17 protein-coding genes are annotated in these 20446 nt (G+C 71.1%); 8 read left to right on the top strand and 9 right to left on the bottom strand.

The features are described from left to right. Positions 1-432: 432 nt before the first annotated feature. Both BM396_RS11720 and BM396_RS11725 read left to right on the top strand, forming a co-directional pair. A complete protein-coding gene (locus BM396_RS11720) occupies positions 433-1266 on the top strand; it encodes a nucleotide-binding protein (RefSeq protein WP_043354968.1) in 834 nt (277 codons plus the stop codon). Continuing rightward, positions 1263-1706 (top strand): hypothetical protein, encoded by a 444-nt coding sequence (locus tag BM396_RS11725; RefSeq protein WP_043388845.1) that lies wholly within the window; start codon positions 1263-1265, stop codon positions 1704-1706. The genes BM396_RS11720 and BM396_RS11725 overlap by 4 nt, the downstream gene beginning before the upstream one ends. 64 nt (positions 1707-1770) lie before the next feature. Here the strand turns inward: BM396_RS11725 and pbpC are convergent, their stop codons facing one another. The 4 genes from pbpC to BM396_RS11745 all read right to left on the bottom strand — a co-directional run bounded on the left by pbpC (position 1771) and on the right by BM396_RS11745 (position 8195). After that, positions 1771-3798, bottom strand: coding sequence for a penicillin-binding protein 1C (gene pbpC / locus BM396_RS11730; RefSeq protein WP_244538861.1), 2028 nt, complete (start codon positions 3796-3798; stop codon positions 1771-1773). Between the two features lie 225 nt (positions 3799-4023). Then, positions 4024-4275 (bottom strand): hypothetical protein, encoded by a 252-nt coding sequence (locus BM396_RS11735; protein ID WP_244538862.1) that lies wholly within the window; start codon positions 4273-4275, stop codon positions 4024-4026. 111 nt (positions 4276-4386) lie between these two features. Next, complete coding sequence (locus BM396_RS11740; protein WP_043388838.1) at positions 4387-7800, bottom strand: acyl-[ACP]--phospholipid O-acyltransferase; 3414 nt, start codon at positions 7798-7800, stop codon at positions 4387-4389. Between the two features lie 146 nt (positions 7801-7946). Continuing rightward, on the bottom strand, positions 7947-8195 hold the full coding sequence (locus tag BM396_RS11745) for a hypothetical protein (protein ID WP_043354976.1): 249 nt from the start codon (positions 8193-8195) through the stop codon (positions 7947-7949). Positions 8196-8373: 178 nt separating this feature from the next. On the opposite strand from BM396_RS11745, the gene BM396_RS11750 reads away from it, so the two are divergent. Both BM396_RS11750 and BM396_RS11755 read left to right on the top strand, forming a co-directional pair. After that, positions 8374-9384 carry an SDR family oxidoreductase gene (locus tag BM396_RS11750; RefSeq protein WP_043388837.1) on the top strand — a complete coding sequence of 337 codons (1011 nt, stop codon included), beginning with the start codon at positions 8374-8376 and terminating at the stop codon, positions 9382-9384. A gap of 58 nt (positions 9385-9442) precedes the next feature. Then, on the top strand, positions 9443-10318 hold the full coding sequence (locus BM396_RS11755; RefSeq protein ID WP_043388835.1) for an MBL fold metallo-hydrolase: 876 nt from the start codon (positions 9443-9445) through the stop codon (positions 10316-10318). Here BM396_RS11755 and BM396_RS11760 read toward each other — a convergent pair. From BM396_RS11760 to nthA, 3 genes are read right to left on the bottom strand one after another with little or no spacing between them, the layout of a single operon-like run. Further along, entirely contained in the window at positions 10306-10629 is a 324-nt protein-coding gene (locus BM396_RS11760; protein WP_043388833.1) for a nitrile hydratase accessory protein, read from the bottom strand. The genes BM396_RS11755 and BM396_RS11760 overlap by 13 nt on opposite strands. Next, on the bottom strand, positions 10626-11285 hold the full coding sequence (gene nthB, locus BM396_RS11765; RefSeq protein WP_043388831.1) for a nitrile hydratase subunit beta: 660 nt from the start codon (positions 11283-11285) through the stop codon (positions 10626-10628). Before nthB ends, BM396_RS11760 begins: the two co-directional genes overlap by 4 nt. Continuing rightward, positions 11282-11953: a nitrile hydratase subunit alpha gene (nthA, locus tag BM396_RS11770; RefSeq protein WP_043388828.1), complete on the bottom strand. Its 672-nt coding sequence runs from the start codon at positions 11951-11953 to the stop codon at positions 11282-11284. Before nthA ends, nthB begins: the two co-directional genes overlap by 4 nt. Before the next feature lie 201 nt (positions 11954-12154). On the opposite strand from nthA, the gene BM396_RS11775 reads away from it, so the two are divergent. Both BM396_RS11775 and BM396_RS11780 read left to right on the top strand, forming a co-directional pair. After that, on the top strand, positions 12155-12856 hold the full coding sequence (locus BM396_RS11775; protein ID WP_043358038.1) for a sigma-70 family RNA polymerase sigma factor: 702 nt from the start codon (positions 12155-12157) through the stop codon (positions 12854-12856). 108 nt (positions 12857-12964) lie between these two features. Next, positions 12965-13237, top strand: coding sequence for a hypothetical protein (locus BM396_RS11780; RefSeq protein WP_043388826.1), 273 nt, complete (start codon positions 12965-12967; stop codon positions 13235-13237). Between the two features lie 93 nt (positions 13238-13330). Here the strand turns inward: BM396_RS11780 and BM396_RS11785 are convergent, their stop codons facing one another. Both BM396_RS11785 and BM396_RS11790 read right to left on the bottom strand, forming a co-directional pair. Next, positions 13331-14722 carry an amidase gene (locus BM396_RS11785; RefSeq protein WP_043388823.1) on the bottom strand — a complete coding sequence of 464 codons (1392 nt, stop codon included), beginning with the start codon at positions 14720-14722 and terminating at the stop codon, positions 13331-13333. Positions 14723-14727: 5 nt separating this feature from the next. Beyond that, on the bottom strand, positions 14728-16329 hold the full coding sequence (locus tag BM396_RS11790; RefSeq protein WP_051976351.1) for an ABC transporter substrate-binding protein: 1602 nt from the start codon (positions 16327-16329) through the stop codon (positions 14728-14730). A 209-nt stretch (positions 16330-16538) separates the two neighbouring features. On the opposite strand from BM396_RS11790, the gene BM396_RS11795 reads away from it, so the two are divergent. Together BM396_RS11795 and BM396_RS11800 are read left to right on the top strand one after the other, a co-directional pair. Then, positions 16539-18083 carry an acetolactate synthase large subunit gene (locus BM396_RS11795; RefSeq protein ID WP_043388912.1) on the top strand — a complete coding sequence of 515 codons (1545 nt, stop codon included), beginning with the start codon at positions 16539-16541 and terminating at the stop codon, positions 18081-18083. After that, a complete protein-coding gene (locus BM396_RS11800) occupies positions 18080-20437 on the top strand; it encodes a penicillin acylase family protein (protein WP_043388819.1) in 2358 nt (785 codons plus the stop codon). Before BM396_RS11795 ends, BM396_RS11800 begins: the two co-directional genes overlap by 4 nt. Positions 20438-20446: the final 9 nt, after the last annotated feature.

Consider the following 20446-nt stretch of genomic DNA (forward strand, 5'->3'; position numbering starts at 1 on the left):
AGAGGAAAACTGATAAGACATGGCTTGCGTCGTTTCCTGTGGCGCGCCAGATCTTTCCAGAACTCGGCTGCGGCGAAGCGAAAGCTTCCGGGTCCAACCGTCGAAGAAAGAGATCCAGGAACGGAGTGCCTACCGTGGCGACGGACGCCAATCCGAGACGCCTATCGCCGGGGGGACGCGAAGGGACGGCGCACGCGACCGCGCTCGGCCCAGGCCAGCGTCACCGGTGGGTCTCTCCGCCCCGTCGGCACCGGCATGATCGGATCCTTCCCTCACGAAGGCCCGAGAGCCCTTTGCGCGATCGCGCCGTCGGGAGCCCGCACCGCGTCCCCGGAGCGCCCGTGCGGGCTGGTCCCGTGACCCCCGAATGCCCGCAGGCCCGGTGCCGCGCGTGCCGAGGCCGTCCTGCATGAATCAGCAAGGAGACAGCGCATGACCGACACGTCCCAGAGTAAAGTTCCGGCCTGGTACAGCCCGGACGAGATCCAGGACATCCAGCGCGATCTTCTGGGCTCTGCCGCGAAGGTTCTCGTCCTCTGCCTCGGCGGCAAGGGCGGCGTCGGCAAGACCACCATCGCCCTTCAGGTGGCCGATCTCTGTGCGGAGGCGGGTCCGGTGCTGGCGATCGACACCGATCCGGCCAACCGGCATTTCCACACCGCGCTCATGCAGGAGACCAATCCCGGCAGCGACAATTTCGTGGCGCGCAGGTCCGGAATCACCGGCTTCCGGCAGCGCCTGCGTGCCGAAGACAGCACGGGGCGCGTCGACCCGACCCTGTGCCAAGACCTGATCGAACGGGTCATCGAGACCCCCGAACGCTTCATCGTGGTCGACTTCCCGGCCGGCGATACCGAGACGACGCGCCGCTGTGCCGAGATCATCGTGGAGAGCTGCCGGGAGGCGAATATCCGCCTCGCTGTGGTCGTCGCGGCCGGCGCGGTCGATCCCACCGCCCTGGAGGTCCTCAGGGAACTCCGGCCCATGCTGATCGAGTGCGATCGGGCGATCCTGGCCAAGAACACCGCCCAGGCGACGAATTTCGATTATCTCGAATCGTCCGATCTCGTGCGCTCCCTGCGCAAGCAGTCGAACTTCCGCGTCATCGAGGTGGAGCGGATCGGCGAGCGGCTGATCGAGGCCCTGCGGGTCCAGCACATGACCTGGCAGGCCCTGGCGAACAGCGCGCCGATGCGCCTTCGGGTCGAGGGCCGCCGCCTGCGGCGCAACTTCCACACGGCGTGGCGGGATGCCCTTCGGCCGTGACCAACCTCGAGCGGTTCTACCGGTCGGTCCATGGCCGCGATCTGCAGCCCTGGGAGCGCCAGCTCGCCGTGCGGATCGCGGCCGCCCTCAACACCACGACGGACGACGACTTCGTCGTCCACCTGCTGCTCGTGTACATGTCCACCAACGCCATCACCAACATGTACAACGAGCTGGTGGCGGCGCGGAATCGTCTGGCCGAAGACAACCAGGATCTGATCCGGGCGCTGACGGGCGACCTGCGCCGCAACAGATTGATGAGCTACGTGCTGCTCGGTGTGGCAGCCCTCGGCGTCCTCGTGAGCGCCGGGATCCTCGGCACCGTCCTCAGCCTGTCGCACGGGTCCGCGGCCAGCGCGACGCGGATCGCCGCCGCGCTGGAGGCCTGCGGGCAGCGCGGCGCCGCCGACACACCGCGCGGGTTCGGGATCGGCCGCTGATCCAGACGCATCCGGATTCCACTGCGGCGCCCGGTGCTGCGCCGGCAGCCAGGATTGCGTAAGCCTATTCGAGCCGGACAGACACGCTGTCGCTGGCGCCGGTCGCATCCAGGACCGAGATCCGGGCGAAGCCTGCGCCCCCCGGCACCCATTCTGCCCGCCGTCGCGGCGTCTGAATGACCGGCTGACCATCGACCAGCCAGGTGAGCGGTGGCACCCCGCCCAGGGCCTTCAAGGCGAGGCCCGGACCGCCATCCGCCGCGCCGTGGGCGTCCGCGCCGAGGCCGAGATCGATCCGCGCCCCGTCCGGCGGATACGCGATCCGCAGCGCCGGGCCCGCCGTCTCGGCCGCCTCGCGGCGCAGGTGCTGCAGCGGCGGCGGCAGGCGCCCCGTCCCCACGACCAGCGCATCCCGCGGCTGCGGGACCGGCTCGGGCTCGATCCCGAGGCGCGCGAAGGCGTCGAACAGGAGCGGCGCCGCGACCGTCCGGCCCACGAGCCCCGGCACCGCGGCGCCGTCCGGCCGACCGGCCCAGACGACGACCGTGACGTGACGGTCGAAGCCCGCCGCCCAGGCGTCGCGGTACCCGTAGGAGGTGCCGGTCTTGTAGGCGATGCGATTGGGCAGGGCGTTCTCCGGCGGTGGTGTCCCGCGCAGGATGTCGGCGACGTACCAGGCGGCCACGGGCTCCGCGACGCGGTGCCGGGCTTCGGCCGCGACCCCGTCGGCGCGGCGCAGCAGGTCTGGAACGGCGCCGCCGCGGGCGAGGCCGGCATAGAGACGGGCGAGATCGGTGAGCGTGATTCCGAGCCCGCCCAGTGCGACCGGCAACCCCGGCGCGGCCTCTCGGGGGAGCTGGATCCCGGCCCCGGCGGCGCGCAGCCGGGCGATGAAGCGGGCGGGCCCCACCGCGTCCATCAATTCGACCGCCGGCACGTTGAGCGAGAGCTGCAGGGCCCGGCGGGCCGTCACCGTGCCCTGGAAGGTCAGGTCGAAATTCTCCGGGGCGTAGCTTGCCGAGAAGCGGGCGGGCCGGTCTTCCAGCAGCGTCTCGGGATGTGCGAGGCCGTCCGCGAAGGCCATGGCGTAGACGAACGGCTTCAGCGCCGAGCCGGGGGAGCGCACCGCCAGGGTCATATCGATGGCGCCGCGCCGGGACGGGTCGAGGTAGCCGGCGCTGCCCACCTGGGCGAGCACCCGCCCGTCACGATTGTCGAGGACGAGGATCGCGGCCGAGAGGTCCGGCCCGGCGGCGGCTGCGCGCTCGGCCGCCAGCGCTTCCAGTCTCGCCTGCAGGCGGCCGTCGATGGCAAGGCGGATCGTTGCAGCCTCCGGGTCGGCCGCGACCGCCTCCTCGGCGGCATGCGCCGCGAGCATCGGGAACGGCCGGCGCGCCGTCGGCACCGGCTCGGCCCGGGCGGCCTCGGCCTCGGCCGCGGTGAGGATGCCGCGGGCCTGCGCGACGGCCAGGACCCGATCGCGGGCGGCGCGGGCGCGCTCCGCGAACCGGTCCGGTCGGCGGGTCTCGGGCGATTGCGGCAGGGCGACGAGGAGAGCCGCCTGCGCCGCGGTCAGCCGCACCGGCTCCCGCCCGAAATACGCGATGCTCGCCGCCCGGACGCCCTCCAGCGGACCGCCATAGGGGGCCAGCGCCAGATAGAGATCGAGGAGCCCGGACTTCCCGAGACGTCGCTCCAGCGCGACCGCGCGCACCATCTGGCGGAGCTTGGCCGCGAGGGAGCGCTCCCGCCGCGGCTCGACCAGGCGGGCCACCTGCATCGACAGGGTCGAGGCACCCGACACGATGTGGCCCCGGACAAGCCACTGGAGGGCGGCGCGCAACACCGCGGCCGGATCGATGCCGGGATGATCGGCGAACCGGCGATCTTCGAAAGCGAGCAGCATGGCCCGATAGCGTGGATCGACCGTCTCCGCGGTGACCGGCAGGCGCCAGCGCCCGTCCGCCGTCGCGAAAGGGCGCAGCAGCGTGCCGGCCCGGTCCAGCACCACCGTCGAGCGCGCCTCTGCGGGGCTGAGGTCGAGGGGGGGAAGCGCGTCGGCGAAACGCCAGAGCGCGCCGACGCCGGCCACAAGGAGGCTCAGACCGAGCGCGGCGGCTCCGAAAGCCAGCCGCGAACCGATGCGCCGCGCCCGCGGGGGCGCCGGCCTGCTCGGATCGGACCCGTCGTGCGGCACGCATCCCCCCGGTTCCGGCTCCGACGGCGCAGGATTTACCGTTCCGGCGCGGCCGACAAGTCCTCCGGCGATCCCGGGCGCCGACCGCGCGCGACCGTCCGGTCCGGGCGAGGCCCGACCCTACGCCGTGCCGACCACGCGCAGGTCCTCGAGGACGGGGCGATCCGGGCGGTTCATCCGGACCGGGAAGGGCACGACGTTGGAGGGCATCGGGGCCGCCACCGGCCCGGAGGGCGGCGGCGCCACCTTGCCGGGCTTCGTCCAGCGCCCGATCCGCTTGAAATAGGTCCGCCTCGCCAGCCAAGCGGGAATAGGCCTGCCCTTCTGCATGATCTGCCCCTCGTCGAACCGACCCGCGTCCCCCTCAGACACGCAACCCGTACGCGCCGAGCGTCTCGAATCGCGGCTGTATGCGCGATACCATCGGATCCCGGGGCACCCCGCATCCCCCGTTTGGGTGACGCGGGGCGTGAGGGCCTCCGGTCAGGCGGCCGCCGTCTCTTTCGCGCGCTCCAGGGCCAGCTTGGTGACGGCCACTTGGTCGATCTTGCCGGTGCCGAGCATCGGGATCGCCTCCAGCACCACGACCTCGGCCGGGATCGCCACGTCCGAGGCGCCACGGCTCTTGGCGAAGCTCTGATAGGCCGCCCGGGTCGCGCCCGTCTCCTGCGTGAACAGGACCAGCCGCTCGCCCTTGCGCGGGTCCGGCAGCGCCGCCACGGCGCTCGGACGATCGGGCCAGAGTTCGGCGGCCAACGCCTCGACGCCGGCGAGCGAGACCATCTCCCCCGCGACCTTGGCGAAGCGCTTCGCCCGGCCCTTGATCGTCACGAAGCCCATCGGGTCGATCGCCACGATGTCACCGGTGTCGTGCCAGCCCCCCGGAGGCGGCTCCAGGACGCCCGGCTTCTCGGCGCGCAGATAGCCCAGCATGATGTTGGGGCCGCGTAGCGACAGGCGGCCGCCCTCGTCGATCCCCGGCACCGGGTCCAGGCGGGTCTCGATACCGGGCAGGATCCGCCCGACCGTGCCGAAGCGGTTGAACATCGGCGTGTTGAGCGCCACGACCGGTCCGCATTCGGTGACGCCGTAGCCCTCCAGGATGCGCAGCCCGAACTTCTCCGCATAGGTCCTCCGGGTCGTCTCCTTCACGGCCTCGGCGCCGGCGACGACGTAGCGCAGCGAGCGCAGGTCGTAGGAATGGGCGGCCCGGGCATAGCCCGTGAGGAACGTGTCGGTCCCGAACAGAACGGTGCTGTTCGAGCCGTAGATCAGCTCCGGGACGATCCGGTAGTGCAGCGGCGACGGGTAGAGGTAGACCGGCACGCCCGAGACCAAGGGCAGGATCAGCCCGGCCGTCAGGCCGAAGGCGTGGAACACGGGCAGGACGTTGAACACCTTGTCCATCGGCCCGAAATCGATCCGGGCCGCCACCTGCGCCACGTTGGCGAGCATGCAGCGGTTGGCGAGCACCACACCCTTCGGCGTGCCCTCGCTGCCCGAGGTGAACAGCACCGCCCCCGGATCCTCGCCGCGGCGGGCCACGAGGGGGCGCCGGGGCGCGAGAAAGCCCCGGATCTTGTCCCCGGTGGTGATGCCGGCCCGCACGTCCTCCAGGTAGACGAGCTCCACCGAGTCGCGGATCGCCTCCACGAGCGGTCCGAGCCGCCCCTTCTCGATGAAGGCCCGGGAGGTGAGGATCCGGCTCACCTCGGCCGCCCGGCAGGCGGAGAGGACGTTGGCGGGGCCGGCCGAGAAATTGATCATCGCCGGGACCCGGCCCGCGGAAGCCAGCGCGAACAGCGTCACGGCGGCGCCGTTGGCGTTCGGCAGCATGACGCCGATCCGCCCGCCGAGGGGCGCGAGGGGCATCAGCTTGCGGCCGAGGATGTTGGCGCCCATCACGAGCCGGCCGTAACTGAGCTTTCCGCCGACCGGGTCCTCCAGGGCGTTGCGGCGCCAGCCGTGAAGCTCGCCCGCTTCGATCAAAGCCGCCATCAATCCGCGGTCGATGTCGGTGGTGCGGAAGACGAGGTCCGACATGATGCCGTAGAGGGCCGCACCGGCCGCCTGCCGCCGCGCCTTGCCCTTGAGGGCCGGGTCCACCGTCAGGCGCACCGGCGGCATCACCGTCACGACGACTTTGGGCCACCAGCGGCGGCTGACCTGCCGGCGGGAGAGGCGCGAGAAGGCGGTGCGCTCCAGCCCGTCGATCTTCACGGGCACCACCATCGCGTCGGACTTGTCGGCGATGAGCCCGGCGCCGTCATAGACCTTCATCAGGCTGCCGGTGACGGTGAGCCGACCCTCGGGGAAGATGATCAGGGTCTCGCCGCCCTTGACCGCATTGATCAGCGTCCGGGTGGCCAGCGGCCGGGTCGGGTCCAGGGGCATCGCCTTGGTGACGCGCAGGAACGGCCGCACCCACCAGCGCTGCGCGATTCCGCTGTCGATGGCGAAGACCGGCTCCTGCTCGAGGAGCGACAGGGCCAGCGGCGCGTCGAGAAACGAGACGTGGTTGAGCGCCACGATGGCGTTCGGCCCGGCCGCCGCGAGGTTGTCGAAGCCCCGGACTTCCAGGCGATAGAAGGCCCGGAACAGGATCGACAGGGCGTCGCGGAACGGGCTGGTCGGTAGGGTCGCGAACACGATCGCGCCGACGAGGACGTTCAGCACCGCCACCACGGCGAGAAGGCTCGCGATCGACAGGCCCGCGCCCTGCAGACCCGCGAGCGCCAGGGTGCCGGCCACCATGAAGGCCGCCGTCATGACGTTGACCGCGCCGATGATTCGCGCCCGCATCGCCTTCTCGGCCCAGGCCTGCACGGCCGCGAAGGACGGGACGATGTAGAGGCCGCCCGAGACCGCGAGTCCGAGGAAGTCGATCCCGGCGCGCAGGCCGTGGCCGGTCTGCAGGAACGCGAGGGGCCCGATCGGCTCCGCGGGGGGCGCCGGGAGATGGCCGACCGTCCAGGCGAGATCGAGGCCGAACAGCCCCATCAGAACCGCGCCCACCGGCGTCGGCAGCAGCACGATCCGGCCGCTGGCGAGCCACGAGGCGAGGCCGGAGCCCAATGCGATGCCGATGGAGAAGAGCGCCAGGAGCAGCGTGATCACCGTCTCGGTGCCGTTGAAGGCGCCGCGGACCAGGACGGGCAGCAGCGACAGCACCACCACGCCGACGAGCCAGAACCAGCTCACGGTGAGCGAGCCGCGCCACAGGCGCGTGTCGGCCCAGAGGTCGCGCAGCAGCGCGTAGGTGGAGCGGGCGACGTTCGGGTCGACGCGCAGGTCCGGTGCCCCCTCCCCGGTCGCCGGGATCATCCGGGCCGAGAGCCAGCACAGGACGGCGAAGCCCATCACCAGGGCGCCGAACACGATTCCGGACCCGCCCATCGCCGAGGCCGCGCCCGCCGCGATCGTCCCCAGCAGAATCGCCAGGAAGGTCGCCGCCTCCACCAGGGCGTTGCCGGCGGGCAGCTCCTCGCGCCGGAGATGGTCCGGAAGGATCCCGTACTTGATCGGGCCGAACAGGGCCGCGATCGTTCCGAACAGGCCGAGCGCGACGAACAGGATCGGCACGGAATGCAGCAGGAAGCCGAGCACGGCGGCGCCGGCCGCGAAGATCTCGGCGAACTTGAGCCGCCGGGCCATCAGGGCCTTGTCGTACCGGTCGGCCCATTGGCCGCCGAGCCCTGACAGGATGAAAAACGGCCCGATGAAGACGGCGCTCGCCAGGGTCACCAGGACGCCGGCATGGGCATCCGCCTGGCCGCCGATGCCGAACAGGATCAGGAAGGCCAGCGCGTTCTTGAGAAAATTGTCGTTGAACGCCGAGAAGAACTGGCACCAGAACAGCGGCGCGAACCGCCGCGCAGTCATCAGGGTACGGAACATGGCATTCTCTCGGTTCCGACCCTGACTGGCCTACGAGAGACGGTCAGGTCAAATCGGACCGATGCGAACGCACAGGGATCACGGCCGTCGCGGTGTCGGACCGTGTGAACCGGCACCGCCCGTGGCGGATCGGCCGGCAGGCCGCGTCAGGTCTTCGGGGCCAGGCGCTCCTTCCGCCCGACGTGCCGGGCGATGAGGGCGTGCAGCGAGGCGCCGAGGTCGTAGGACCAGTACATGTGGGCCGCGAGCGTCGTGATCACGAAGAGCGCGGCCCCGGCCGCACAGGCCGGCAGCAGCAGCAGGAACGTCAGCACCATCCCGACGGCGGTCCGCTCGGCCAGAGAGGCCTGCGGCCAGGGATCGATCGGCAGGGAGAAGCGTCGTCCGGTGCGCATGGCTGCGACCCTCGATGGTTCGGCATGACGCGGTACAGGCAGTCAACAGCTGTGGCCGTCGGACGTTGCGTCGCCGGAACGGAATTCGGCCGCCCCGTGACGATGCGGCCCGGTCCGACGACGCAACCGAGGGCGCCGATCCGTGTTGCCGGTTCGATCTGTCGACGGTGAGGTGGGTATGGCACGGGTTGCGGTCGTCACTGGGGGCACGGCCGGGATCGGGCTCGCCACGGCCCATGAATTCGCTGCGCGCGGCTGGTCGGTGGCGGTGATCGCACGGGATCCGGGTCGTCTCGCCGCGGTGGAGCGGGCGCTGGCCGCCTACGGCCAGCCGGTCCTGGCGATCGGGGCCGACGTGGCCGATTCGCAGGCCGTGGACGGGGCCGCGGAACGGGTGGAGCGCGAACTCGGCCCGATCCGCGCCTGGGTCAATAACGCCATGTCGACCGTGGTGAGCCCGGCTGATCGGATCACGCCGGACGAATACCGGCGGGTCACCGAGACCACCTATCTCAGCCAGGTCTACGGGACGCTCGCCGCCCTGCGCTTCATGAAGCGGCGCGATCGCGGCGCGATCATCCAGGTCTCGTCCGGTCTGGCGATCCGGGCGGCGCCGCTGCAGGCGCCCTATTGCGCGGCGAAGTTCGCGGTGTCGGGCTTCACCGACGCCCTGCGCTGCGAACTGCTGCACGACAGGGTCAATGTCAGCCTCAGCGTGATCTACCTGCCGGCGGTCAACACGCCCCAGTTCAACTGGGCGCGCAACCGCACCGGGCACCGCCAATTCGCGCCGGATCCGGTCTTCGACCCGCGGCTCTGCGCCGAGGCGATCCTGTACGCGGTCGAGCATCCGCGCCGGGAGGTCTGGGTCGGGCGCTCGTCGATGATGATGGCCGCAGCGCAGGCGCTGGCGCCGGCGCTCGCCGACCGCAAGGCTGCATCCATGTGGTCGGCGCAGCTCTCCGACGAGACCATTCCCGCCATGGCGGGCAACCTCTACGAGCCCGTGCCCGGTTCCGTCGGGATCGACGGCCGATTCTCCGACAGGACCAAGGCGAGCCGGACCGAGTTCGCCACGAGCCGCACCCGCGATCTCCTGGTCGCCGGCCTCGCCGGGCTGGCGCTGGTCGGGCTCGCCGGCACCGTCCATGCCGCCCGATCGGCGCGCCGGCTGCCTCAGAGGACCTGACGGCTGCGTCCGAGCGCGCCGCCTGTTACACGATCCGCCTCGAGGAAGGTCCACCACGATGCCCGGCTACCTGCCCTTCGCGGGCGCCCTGAAGCTGCCCGCCTATACCTGCGACAATTGCGGCTTCTGGCAGCGGCACTTCGAGACGCCGGCCGCCTGCCCGATGTGCCTCGACGCCCGCCACGTGGTGCCGCAGGATGGCTGGCGCTTCCGCACCGCCCGCGAGGCGCAGGAGGCGTTCCCCTGTCACTGGCAGGAGCTGGAGCCGGGCGTCTGGCGCTTCTGGAACGAGCCGGTCTCCGGCATCGGGCCCTCCGCCTACCTGATCCAGACCGAGCACGGGAATATGGGCTTCGAGGGCTGCCCGGTCTTCAGCGAGGCCGCCCTCGACCAGATCGCCCGGCTCGGCGGCATGGCGGCCCTCTCGGCCTCGCACCCGCATTCCTACGGGGCGCTGCCGCAGCTCCAGGACCGGTTCGACCCGGAGCTGTGCCTGCCGGCGGCCGACTTCACCTGGAGCGCCGCGCTCCAGGTGAGCTGGCCCTACGACGATTTCCTCGAGCCCCTGCCCGGCTTGGAACTGCACCGGACCGCCGGCCATTTCGATGGCCACGCGGTCCTGTACGACCGGTCGCGGAAGATCTGCTTCTGCGGCGATGCGCTGAAATTCGAACTCGACCCAGACGATTTTCGCCGCGCCACCACGATCTCGGCCCACAAGGCCTTCGTCCGCGGGGTACCGCTCACGCCGAGCGAACTGCGCCGCTACCGCGACGTGTTCGAGCGACTCGACTTCGTCCAGACCTGGACGCCGTTCGAGCCCGCACGCAATTGCGGGCGGCCCGAGGTCCTGGCCTTGCTCGACCAGCTGATGAGCGGCCGGTCTCACGCGGCTCCGGTGCCGCTCGACGGGCTCCGGCCTCAGGGCCGGTAGAGCGGATCGTTCTCCAGGCGGATCGGCTGGCCGTGGGGCGTGGCCTCCGCGGCCCGCAGGAAGGCCGCGGTCCGCGCCGCGACGGTCTCGGGTCCGGCCACGCCGCGCTCGGCCAGGAGCGCCTCCAGCGTCGCGAGCCACGCGCCGTAATCGGCCGCCTGCTCCGGCGCGCCCGCCGGGCGGATCTCCCGCCCGAGGCGCGCGGCCCATTCCGACCACGTGAACACTCCGGCTTCCCGCAGGGCGACCACCAGGGCGAAGACCTGCGCCTCCCAGGGCGCCGCGAAGGCGTTCGGCGACGGATCGGTCACGCGGGCTCCAGATAGGGTTCGAAGGCCGCCACCGTGACGATGCCGCCCGGATCGCCGCTCTCGCCCCACAACTCCTGCGCGGTGAAGGCCACCGTGTAGAGCCATGTCGGGTTCTCGCCCGCCCCGTAGGCGTTGGTGTCGGGGAAGACGAAGACACCGTCGACGCGCACGATCCGGCCGTGCCTGCCCCGGACGTAGCGCGGCAGCCGCGTATGGCCGGTTGGGTGATCATTGCGCGCCCGGATCGCGTCGCCCACCGCGAAACGGGCCGCGGCAGCGGCGGTGCGGCTGCTCGGGAAGCCGGCCCGGAAGCGCTCTTCCAGTCCCTCGCGGTGCAGGACGCGCGCGACAGGCTCGGCCGGGGCCGCGGACTTGCCGGCCTCGATCTCCGCCTGCGTCGCCAATCCGGTGGCGGTGACCTGCTTCTCCAGGGCCTTCAGCCAGATCTCGTAGTAGCTCGCCGCAAGGTACTCCGCGGGCGGCAAGGATTCCCGATTGGCGCGGCTGCCGTCGAGGTTCCACGCACCCGTGTAGCCCATGGCCATCGCCATCGCGAAGACGCGGCGCTCCCAAGGGGCGTGGAAGACCGGCTCGTCCGGCTCCGGCGTCACCGGCCCGAAGCCGTGGCAGCCGCCGAGATCCTGGGCGCCGTTCATACCGGCATCTCCACGGGCGAGGCCGGTATGCCCTTGGGCAGGCCCGTGCCGATCATGGAATCGCGGGTCACGAGGGCGGCCAGCGACTCCTCGGAAAAGCCCTCCGTCTCGGCAGGCCGCATGGGCAGGACCATGTAGCGGGTCTCGGCCGTCGAGTCCCAGACGGTGATGCGGGTGGTTTCCGGCAGCGTCACCCCGAACTCGGCGAGAACGCCGCGCGGGTCGATCACCGCCCGGGCCCGATAGGGCGGCGCCTTGTACCAGACCGGGGGCAGGCCGAGCACCGGCCACGGGTAGCAGGAGCACAGGGTGCAGACGACGAGGTTGTGCGTCTCCGGCGTGTTCTCGACCACCACCATGTGTTCGCCGCCGCGGCCGCCGATCCCCAGTTCGGCGATGGCCGGCGTGGCGTCGGCCAGGAGCCGCGCCCGGTATGCGGGATCGGTCCAGGCCCGTGCCACGACCCGGGCGCCCGCATGTGGGCCGACCTTGGTCTCGTAGAGTTCGACCAGGGCATCGAGGGCCGCCGGGTCGACATAGCCTTTCTCGGTGAGCAGGGATTCGAGGGCGCGCACCCGGGCCTCCACCGGCGACAAGGCGCTGCCATGGTGATGATCGTGCTGATGATCGTGGTGATCATGCTCATGATCGGCGTGATCGTGGCTCATCCCGCTCTCCTGGCTGCGCGCAGTGTGCATCCCCCGAGGGGGCGGCGCCAGTCCGGCTGCGCGGATCCGATCCGTCCGTCTTGCCGGGCGCTCTGCCTAAATTCCCTGTCACGTTCGGGAGCGTTTGGCATCGGTTCAGAATTTTACCGCTACCGACGTTAGAGCGATTCCAGTAAATCGGTGTTGGAGGCGGAAAGATTCATGACTGATGCTGCTGCGGACCTGCCCGACGCCGTCGTACGTGCCCGGGATGACAGCTACGCCGCAGCCATCGGCCAGCACCTCGTCCTGCCGATCCGCGAGTATTTCCGGGTCGTCGAGCAGGAGCCGCTGCCGGCGCAGCTCGCCGCCTTGGTTACCCGGTTCGAGGTAGCGATCAAGGCGCATGGCGACACGGTGCCCTTCGACTTCCGCGGCGACATCATCAAGGCCTTGCCGGCTCTGCGCACCTTCGCGCTGTCGCTCGTCGGCGATGTGAGCCGCGCCGACGATCTGGTGCAGGAGACCTTCGTGAAGGCCTGGGCGAACCAGCAGAAGTTCCGGCCGGGCACGAACTTCACCGCTTGGCTGTTCACCATCCTGCGCAACCAGTTCTACACGGACCTGCGCAAGACGCGGCGGGAGGTGGAGGATGTGGACGGGACGCATGCGGGTCAGATGAGCAGCCCCTCGGACCAAGAGGATGCCAGCACCCTCAAGGTCGTCTGGGAACGTCTCGGCGACCTGCCCTCGGCGCAGCGGCAGGCGCTGCTGCTGGTGGGAGCGGAGGGTCACACCTACGAGGAGGCCGCCCTGAAGCTCGGCTGTCAGGTCGGGACCGTCAAGAGCCGGGTGAGCCGGGCCCGGTCGTCGCTGCTCGATACCCTCGGCGTCGTGGTCTCGGGCCAGGCACCGGCTGTCTGAGCCGGCGGCTCGGCGGCATGCCGGTCCGGCTGATTGGTCTTCGGCGCTAAGGCGATCGTAAACCGTGGCCGCGTAGGCTCCTGGTGATCTCCGCGACGGGCCGCGCGCATGGACGCTTCGTCTCAAGACGGCGCAAGCGCCGCGCACCGGGGGCTGGCGCACCCGGTGGTCATCGCCTTCGGTCTTTGCCTCCTCGGACTCGCTTTCTCCTGGGCCATCTGGCGGCTCGGTCTCGTCACCGAGGATTCCGCCTGGATGAGCGCGTTCCTCTGTGCCGTCGTCTTTCTCAGCTTTCTGTCGGTCTGGTTCAGAGCGCTGATCTGGAACCTGAAGGCGTTCTGGGCGCTCGTCGTCTGGATCTGGACTCTCTTCGCCCGCTGATGCCCGGTGCAGGGCGGCGCGGCGGACGTGTTCCTTTCGCCGCGCCGTCCCGTGAGCCGGTGATGGAGCCGGCGGGACGCGACCGAACGCCCCTCACATCGGCGGCCGGCGCAGGTGCCAGTCGGTCGCCCGCTGATAGGCCTGTCCGATCCGCAGAGCCGTTGCCTCTTCGTATCCTCGGCAGACGATCTGCAGCGAGAGCGGCAGGCCGGAGCCGGTGAAGCCGTTCGGCAGAGCCAGGGCACAGAGGTCGAGCAGGTTGCCGAAGCGGGTGAAGCGCGACGGCAGGTGCGCCTCGTCGACGGCGGCGAGGGCCACGGCTGCGCTCTCGGTGGTCGGCGTCAGCAGGGCGTCGATCCCCTCGAGGGCGGCAGCGTATTGCTCTTTCATCGCGGCCCGCCGGTGAAGCGTGCCGAGGTACGCCTGGGCCGAGACCGTCGCGCCGGCCAGGATCCGCCCCCGCACGGCGTCGCCGAGTTGCGCGGACGGATCCTCCGCCAGGCTCCCATTGACGAAGTAGGCCTCCGCGTTGGTGATCTCGGTCAGCGCCATGCAGTCGCTGAACCGGAACGGCAGATCGACATCCACGATCTCCGCCCCCTGCCCGGCCAGGAGGTCCAGGGCCGCGTCGTAGGCGGCCAGCATGTCGGGGGCGACCCCGTCCCGTTCCGAGGCCGGCATCCGGCCGAGGCGCAGACCGCGGACGCCGCGGTTGAGCGTGGACCAGGGGGCCTCCGGCTGGATCCCGCGGGTGGTCGGATCGCGGGGATCGGGGCCGGAGATCGCCTCGTAGAGAAGCGCGGCATCCTCCACGGTGCGGGCCAGCGGTCCGGGCGTATCGAGGGTCATAGACAGCGGCACGATCCCCCAGGTCGAGACGCGCCCGACCGTCACCTTGAGCCCCGTCAGCCCGCAGAAGGCGGCTGGCAGGCGCACCGATCCGCCGGTGTCGGTGCCGATGCCCCAGGGGGCCATCCGGGCCGCCACCGAAACGCCGGTGCCGCTGCTCGAGCCGCCGGGGGTGCGCGGCGTCTCGGTGTCCCAGGGATTCCACGGTGTGCCGAGATGCTGGTTCGTGCCCCAGCCGCCATAGGCGAACTCCACCGTGTGGGTCTTGCCGAGCACGATCATGCCCTGGCCGATGAGGCGCTTGGCGATCGTCGCGGTGCGCTCCGCCCGCCGGGCCCGGTGGGCGGCCGAGCCGCCCATGGTGATCCGGCCCTCCAGGTCGATCAGGTCCTTGAGCACGACGGGGACGCCATGGAGCGGCCCCACGGCATGGCCCGACCGGATCGCCCGGTCGGCGCCCTCGGCGGCGAGTCGGGCATCGGCGGCGAAGACCTCCGTGAAGGCCTGGAGCTTGGGCTCCAGTCGGTCGATCCGCCCGAGAAGGGCATCGACGGCCTCGACCGGCGAGAGCGTCCGCCCCTGGATCGCCCGGGCGAGTTCGGCCGCGGAGGCGTGTACGGGATCGATGTCGGACATGGGTTCTACTGCACGCTGACGAGGGTGAGATCGACGAACCAGGATTGCGGCGAGACGAAACCGTGGATCTTCTTGGACATCCCGCGGGGATTGAGGTCGTGGACGACGAACAGCCAGGGCGGGTTGTCCACCAGGCGCTCGTGGGCGGTCTTGGTCTGCGCGTCGATCACCTTGGCGTCGGTGGTCTCGGCAAGCGCCTTCAGGGCCGCGTCGAACGGGTCATCCTTCCAGTTGGGGAAGTTGAAGCCGTTGGGCGGGAACCGGTCGCCCGCGAAGTAGCGGGCCATGACGGCGGGATCCGACGAGGGCGAGGAGACATTGAGCGCCATCGCCCCCTGAAGGTTCGGCGCGTCGGGGAGCGCCCGGGCGGCGTTCAGCAGAACCTGCCATTCGACGACGTTGAAGGTCAGATCGACGTTGCAGGCCTGCTTCAGGTTCTCCTGCAGGTACTCGTTCATCGGCATCGGCAGCATCTGGCCCGAGCCGGAGGAGGAGATCATCACCTTGAGGCTGAGCGGCTTCTTGTCGGTGAAGCCGGCCTCGGCCAGCAGCGCCTTCCCTTTGGCGGCGTCGAAGGTGTAGCGGTTCTTCGGGTTGCCGAAATTCGGGTCCTTGTCGTTCAGCCACCCCGTCGCCGGCTCGGCGGTCCCGTTGAGGAGTTCGACGATGCCCGCCCGGTCGATGCAGTAGTTCAGGCCCTGCCGGACGCGCACATCCTTCAGCGGGCTGTCCTTGGCGCCGATGTTGAAGAGGTAGGGCCAGACATGCGGGTAAGAGCCCGTGGTGATCGTGAAGCCCGCCTGTTTCAGCGACGGGATCGCGTCGGGCGCCGGTACCTCGATCCAGTCGACCTGGCCGGCCCGCAGGGCCGCGACCCGGGCATTCGCCTCCGGGATCGGCAGCAGCCGGACCTTGTCGACCTTGGCCATCCGGTCCGGGTCCCAGTAGCCGTCGAACTTGGCGAGATCGACCGCCTCCCGCGGGGCCACGCGGGTGATCCTGAACGGGCCCGTGCCGGCTGCCGGCAGCGCCGCGACCTTGCTCCAGTCGCGCCCCGCCTTCTCGAAGGAGGTGGGCGAGGTGAAGAGCACGTAGACCACCATGTAGGGGAAGTACGAGGCGACCTGCGTGGTGGTGATCTGCACGGTCGAATCGTCGATCTTCCTGTAGCTCCCGACGAGCGGCGCCCGCGCCCGTGTGATGCCGGCGCCCTGGGCCTCGAATTGCGGGCTGTCGTTCTTGAAGTAGCGGTCGAGATTCCAGATCACCGCGTCGGCGTTGAACGGCGTCCCGTCATGGAACTTCACGCCCTGGCGCAGGTGGAAGGTCCAGACCGCCTTGTCGTTCGGATCCTGCTCCCAGCGCTCGGCCAAAGCCGGGATGAGCCCGGCGAGCTTGGTGGTGCTCTTGAGATCCCACTGCACCAGCCCCTCGAAGATCGGGTAGCCGAGGAAGCGCATCCCCTCGAAGCCGTTGTTGGGCATGCCCGTCGTGGTAGGGATGTCGCTCGCCGTCATGGCGATGCGCAGGACGCTCTCGGCGCTGGCCGATCCCGTCAGGGCCACGGAACCCGCCAGGGCGGCGGCAATCAGGCGGCGAAATGTCATCCGGATCCCAATCGTCGTAGTTGCGGCGCGCCAAGCGCAATTCCCGCGCCACGCTCAAGTTTAGGTCCTGCGTTCGGCGAACAGAAGATGCCGGACTTCGCCTCTTGCGCGTGGCGTCAGCCGCGTCACGATAATAAAAAATGCGATTCGCCGGCCAACTCGGCGGCACCGCGAGGGAGATACCCGTGACCGACGAGACGCCGCGCGCCATCAACGGGGCCGAGAGCTTGGTCCGGACCCTTGTCGAGGGCGGGGTCGAGGTGTGCTTCACCAATCCCGGCACGTCCGAGATGCATTTCGTCGCCGCCCTCGATCGGGTCGAGGGGATGCGCTGCGTCCTGTTCCTGTTCGAGGGCGGGGCGACGGGTGCCGCCGACGGCTACGCCCGCATGGCCGACAAGCCGGCCTCGACCCTGCTCCATCTCGGGCCGGGCCTCGCCAACGGATTGGCCAACCTCCACAACGCCAAGAAGGCACGCACCCCCGTCGTCAACATCGTCGGCGAGCACGCGACCTACCATCGGGAATATAACGCCCCGCTCACCTCCGACATCGAGGGGCTGGCCCATCCGATGTCGTCCTGGGTGCGGACCGGGATGAGCGCGACCGAGATCGGCTCCGACGGCGCCGCCGCCATCGCGGCCGCCCGTACCGCCCCGGGTCAGGTCGCGACGCTGATCCTGCCGGCCAACACCGCCTGGGATCCCGGCACCGGACCCGCGCCCGTGCCGCCGATCCCCGAGCGTGCGCGGGCGAGCGACGACGCGATCGCGGCGGCCGTGGAGGCGCTCCGGAGCGGCGAGCCGGTGCTCCTGCATCTCGGCGACCGGGCAGTCCGGAACGAGGGCCGGGTGATCGCCGACCGGATCGCCCGCAAGACCGGCGCGCAGCTGATGGCCATGACGTCGAATGCCCGGATCGACCGCGGCGCCGGCACCGTGCCGATCGAGCGCCTGCCCTACCCGATCGACCAGGGCATCGCGGCCCTGAAGGACTTCCGCCACATCATCCTGATCGGCGCGACCCCGCCGGTGGGCTTCTTCGCCTACCCGGGCAAGCCGAGCCTGCTGGCGCCGGAGGGCAGCACCACGATCACGCTGGCGACGCCCGAGGAGGACCAGATCGACGCCCTCGAGCGGCTCGCCGAGGCCGTCGCGGCCCCGCCCGCCGAACCGGTCGCCGTCGGCCCGCGGCCGAAGCTCCCGACCTCAGGTCCGCTGGACCAGGACACGATCGGGCAGGTGCTCGGCGCGCTGATCCCCGAGGGCGCGGTGATCTGCGACGAGTCGATCACGACGGGGCGCAACTTCTTCGCCCTGACCCGGGATGCCGCGCCCCATACCTGGCTCCAGCTCAGCGGCGGGTCGATCGGCCTCGGCATCCCGATGGCGACCGGCGCCGCCGTGGCCTGCCCCGACCGCAAGGTCATCAACCTGCAGGCGGATGGCAGCGGTCTCTACACGGTGCAGGCGCTCTGGACCCAGGCCCGCGAGCGCCTCGACGTGGTGACGCTCGTCTGGTCGAACCGCTCCTACGCGATCCTGCGGGCGGAACTCGCCAATGTCGGCGCGCTCAATCCCGGCCCGAAGGCGCTCGGCATGCTGAGCCTCGACGATCCGGCGGTGGATTGGGTGAGCCTCGCCCGAGGATTCGGGGTCGCGGGGCGGCGGGTCGAGACCCTGCCCGACTTCATCGCGGCGTTCGAGCACGCGCTGGCCAATGCAGGTCCGCACCTCATCGAAGTGGCTCTGTGAGCGGCGCGACCTATCCCCTCCCCGGCCTCGACGCGCCGGTGGAGATCCGCCTCGACCGCTGGGGGCTGGCGCATATCCGCGCCGGCACGGCGCTCGACGCCTTCCGGGCGCAGGGGTTCAACGCGGCCCGGGACCGGCTCTGGCAGCTCGACCTCTGGCGCAAGCGCGGCCTCGGCCTGCTGGCGGCGGATTTCGGGCCCGGCTACCTCGCCCAGGATCGCGCGGCCCGGCTGTTCCTCTACCGCGGCGACATGGCGGCCGAGTGGGCGGCCTACGGGCCGCAGGACACGCGGGCCATCGTCACGGCGTTCGTGGCGGGGATCAACGCCTACGTGGCCCTGACCGAGGCGCGTCCCGAGCTGCGCCCGCCGGAATTCGCCGTGACGGACACGCGCCCGGCCCTGTGGCAGCCGGAGGACGTGGTGCGCATCCGCAGCCATGGGCTGATCCGCAACGTCCTGTCCGAGGTCGCCCGCGCACGGGTGCTCGCCCGTGCGGAGAGCCGGTCGGACGGGCTCGACGCGGACGACCTGCGCAAGCGGATCAGCCCGCCCCACGAACCCATCGTCCCGGACGGTTTCGACGCCGTCGACTGGCCGGACGATCTCCTCGACGACTTCCGACTGGCCACGGCGACGGTGGGGTTCAGCCCGGACCGGATGGCGGCGACCCGCGCGGAGGCCTGGGACTGGTCCAAGGTCGACGCGCACGGAGCCGTCACGCGCGGCCCCCGCAGCGTGCCGAAGGAGCCGGCCGAGGGCTCGAACAACTGGGCGGTGGCGCCGTCCCGCACCGCCACCGGACGGCCGATCCTGGCGAGCGATCCGCACCGGGTCTACCTGCAGCCCTCGCTGCGCTACGCCGTGCACCTGACCGCCCCGGGGCTCGACGTGATCGGGGCCGGCGAGCCGGCCCTGCCCGGCATCTCCATCGGCCATAACGGCCATGCCGCCTTCAGCCTCACCATCGCGCCGATGGACCAGGAGGATCTCTTCGTCTGCGAGACCGACCCGGCCGATCCCGATCGCTACCGCTCCGGCGACGGTTGGGCGCCGATCATGCGCATCACGGAGCGGATCCCGGTGCGCGGCGGACCGGACGAGACCGTCATCCTCGGCTTCACCCGGCACGGGCCGGTGCTTCGCGAGGACCAGGGCCGCGCCTTCGCGCTGCGGACCGTCTGGTCGGAGCCCGGCGCTGCCGCCTATCTCGGCAGCCTCGCCTATCTCGGCGCCACGACGCCCGAGGCCTTCGGCGAGGCCCTGCGCCATTGGTCGGCGCCCTCGGTGAACCAGCTCTACGCCGACACCGCGGGGCACATCGCGTGGTTCATGGCCGGCAAGGCGCCGGTCCGCCCCGGCCATGACGGATTGCTGCCGGTGCCGGGCGACGGCCGCTACGATTGGGCCGGCTTCCACGATCCCGGCGCCCTGCCCCGGAGCGTCGATCCGGCCTCGGGCTGGCTCGCCACCGCCAACGAGATGAACCTGCCGCCGGATTATCCCGCGGAGGATCGGAAGGTCGGGTTCGAATGGGCCGAGCCCTGGCGCGCCGGCCGTATCCGGGCGGTGCTCGGCGGGCCGGACCGGCACAGCCTCGCCGACTCGCAGGCGCTCCAGGGGGATGTCGTCTCCGAGCCGGCCCGGCGGCTGGCCGATCTGGTGCGGGCCCTGCCGGCGGCGGGCGATCCCGATGTCGCCGCGGCCCAGGCCGTGCTGGCGTCGTTCGACGGCGCGCTGCACCACGGCTCCGCGGGCGCGGCCCTGATCGAGGTGGTCTGGGTCCGGCACCTGCGCCCGGCCCTGCTCGCGGCGCTGGTGCCCGATGCCGGGACGCGGCGCCTGCTGCCGCCCGGCGATACGCAGAGCCTGATCGAGCGGCTGGAGACCGGTCTCGACCCGGCGGCGTGCGCGGCGCTGCTCACCGACGCCCTCGCCGCCGCCTACCGCACCTGCCGGGAGCGGATGGGCGCCGATCCGGCGGGTTGGTCCTGGGGCCGCCTGCACCACGCGCTGTTCGCGCATCCGCTGACCGCCCTGAGGCCCGATTCCCGCTGGGATATCGGTCCGCTGCCCGTGGGCGGAGCCGCGGCATCGGTCATGCACGCGGAGTACCGGACCGACACGTTCCGGCTCACCCACGGCGCCTCGTTCCGCATGGTCGTGGATGTGGGGGACTGGGACCGTTCGGTCTTCATCAACGTGCCGGGCCAGTCGGGGGACCCGGCAAGCCCGCACTACGCCGATCTGGCCCCGGTCTGGGGGCGCCAGGACTATGTGCCGATGCTCTACGGCCGCGCGGCCGTGGACGCGGCCACCGAGACGGTGATCACGCTGACCCCGAGCCCCGCCTGACCCGGCGGC

Origin of the sequence: Methylobacterium sp. UNCCL125 (genome assembly GCF_900116795.1) — a bacterium.
Classification (GTDB): Bacteria; Pseudomonadota; Alphaproteobacteria; order Rhizobiales; family Beijerinckiaceae; genus Methylobacterium; species Methylobacterium fujisawaense.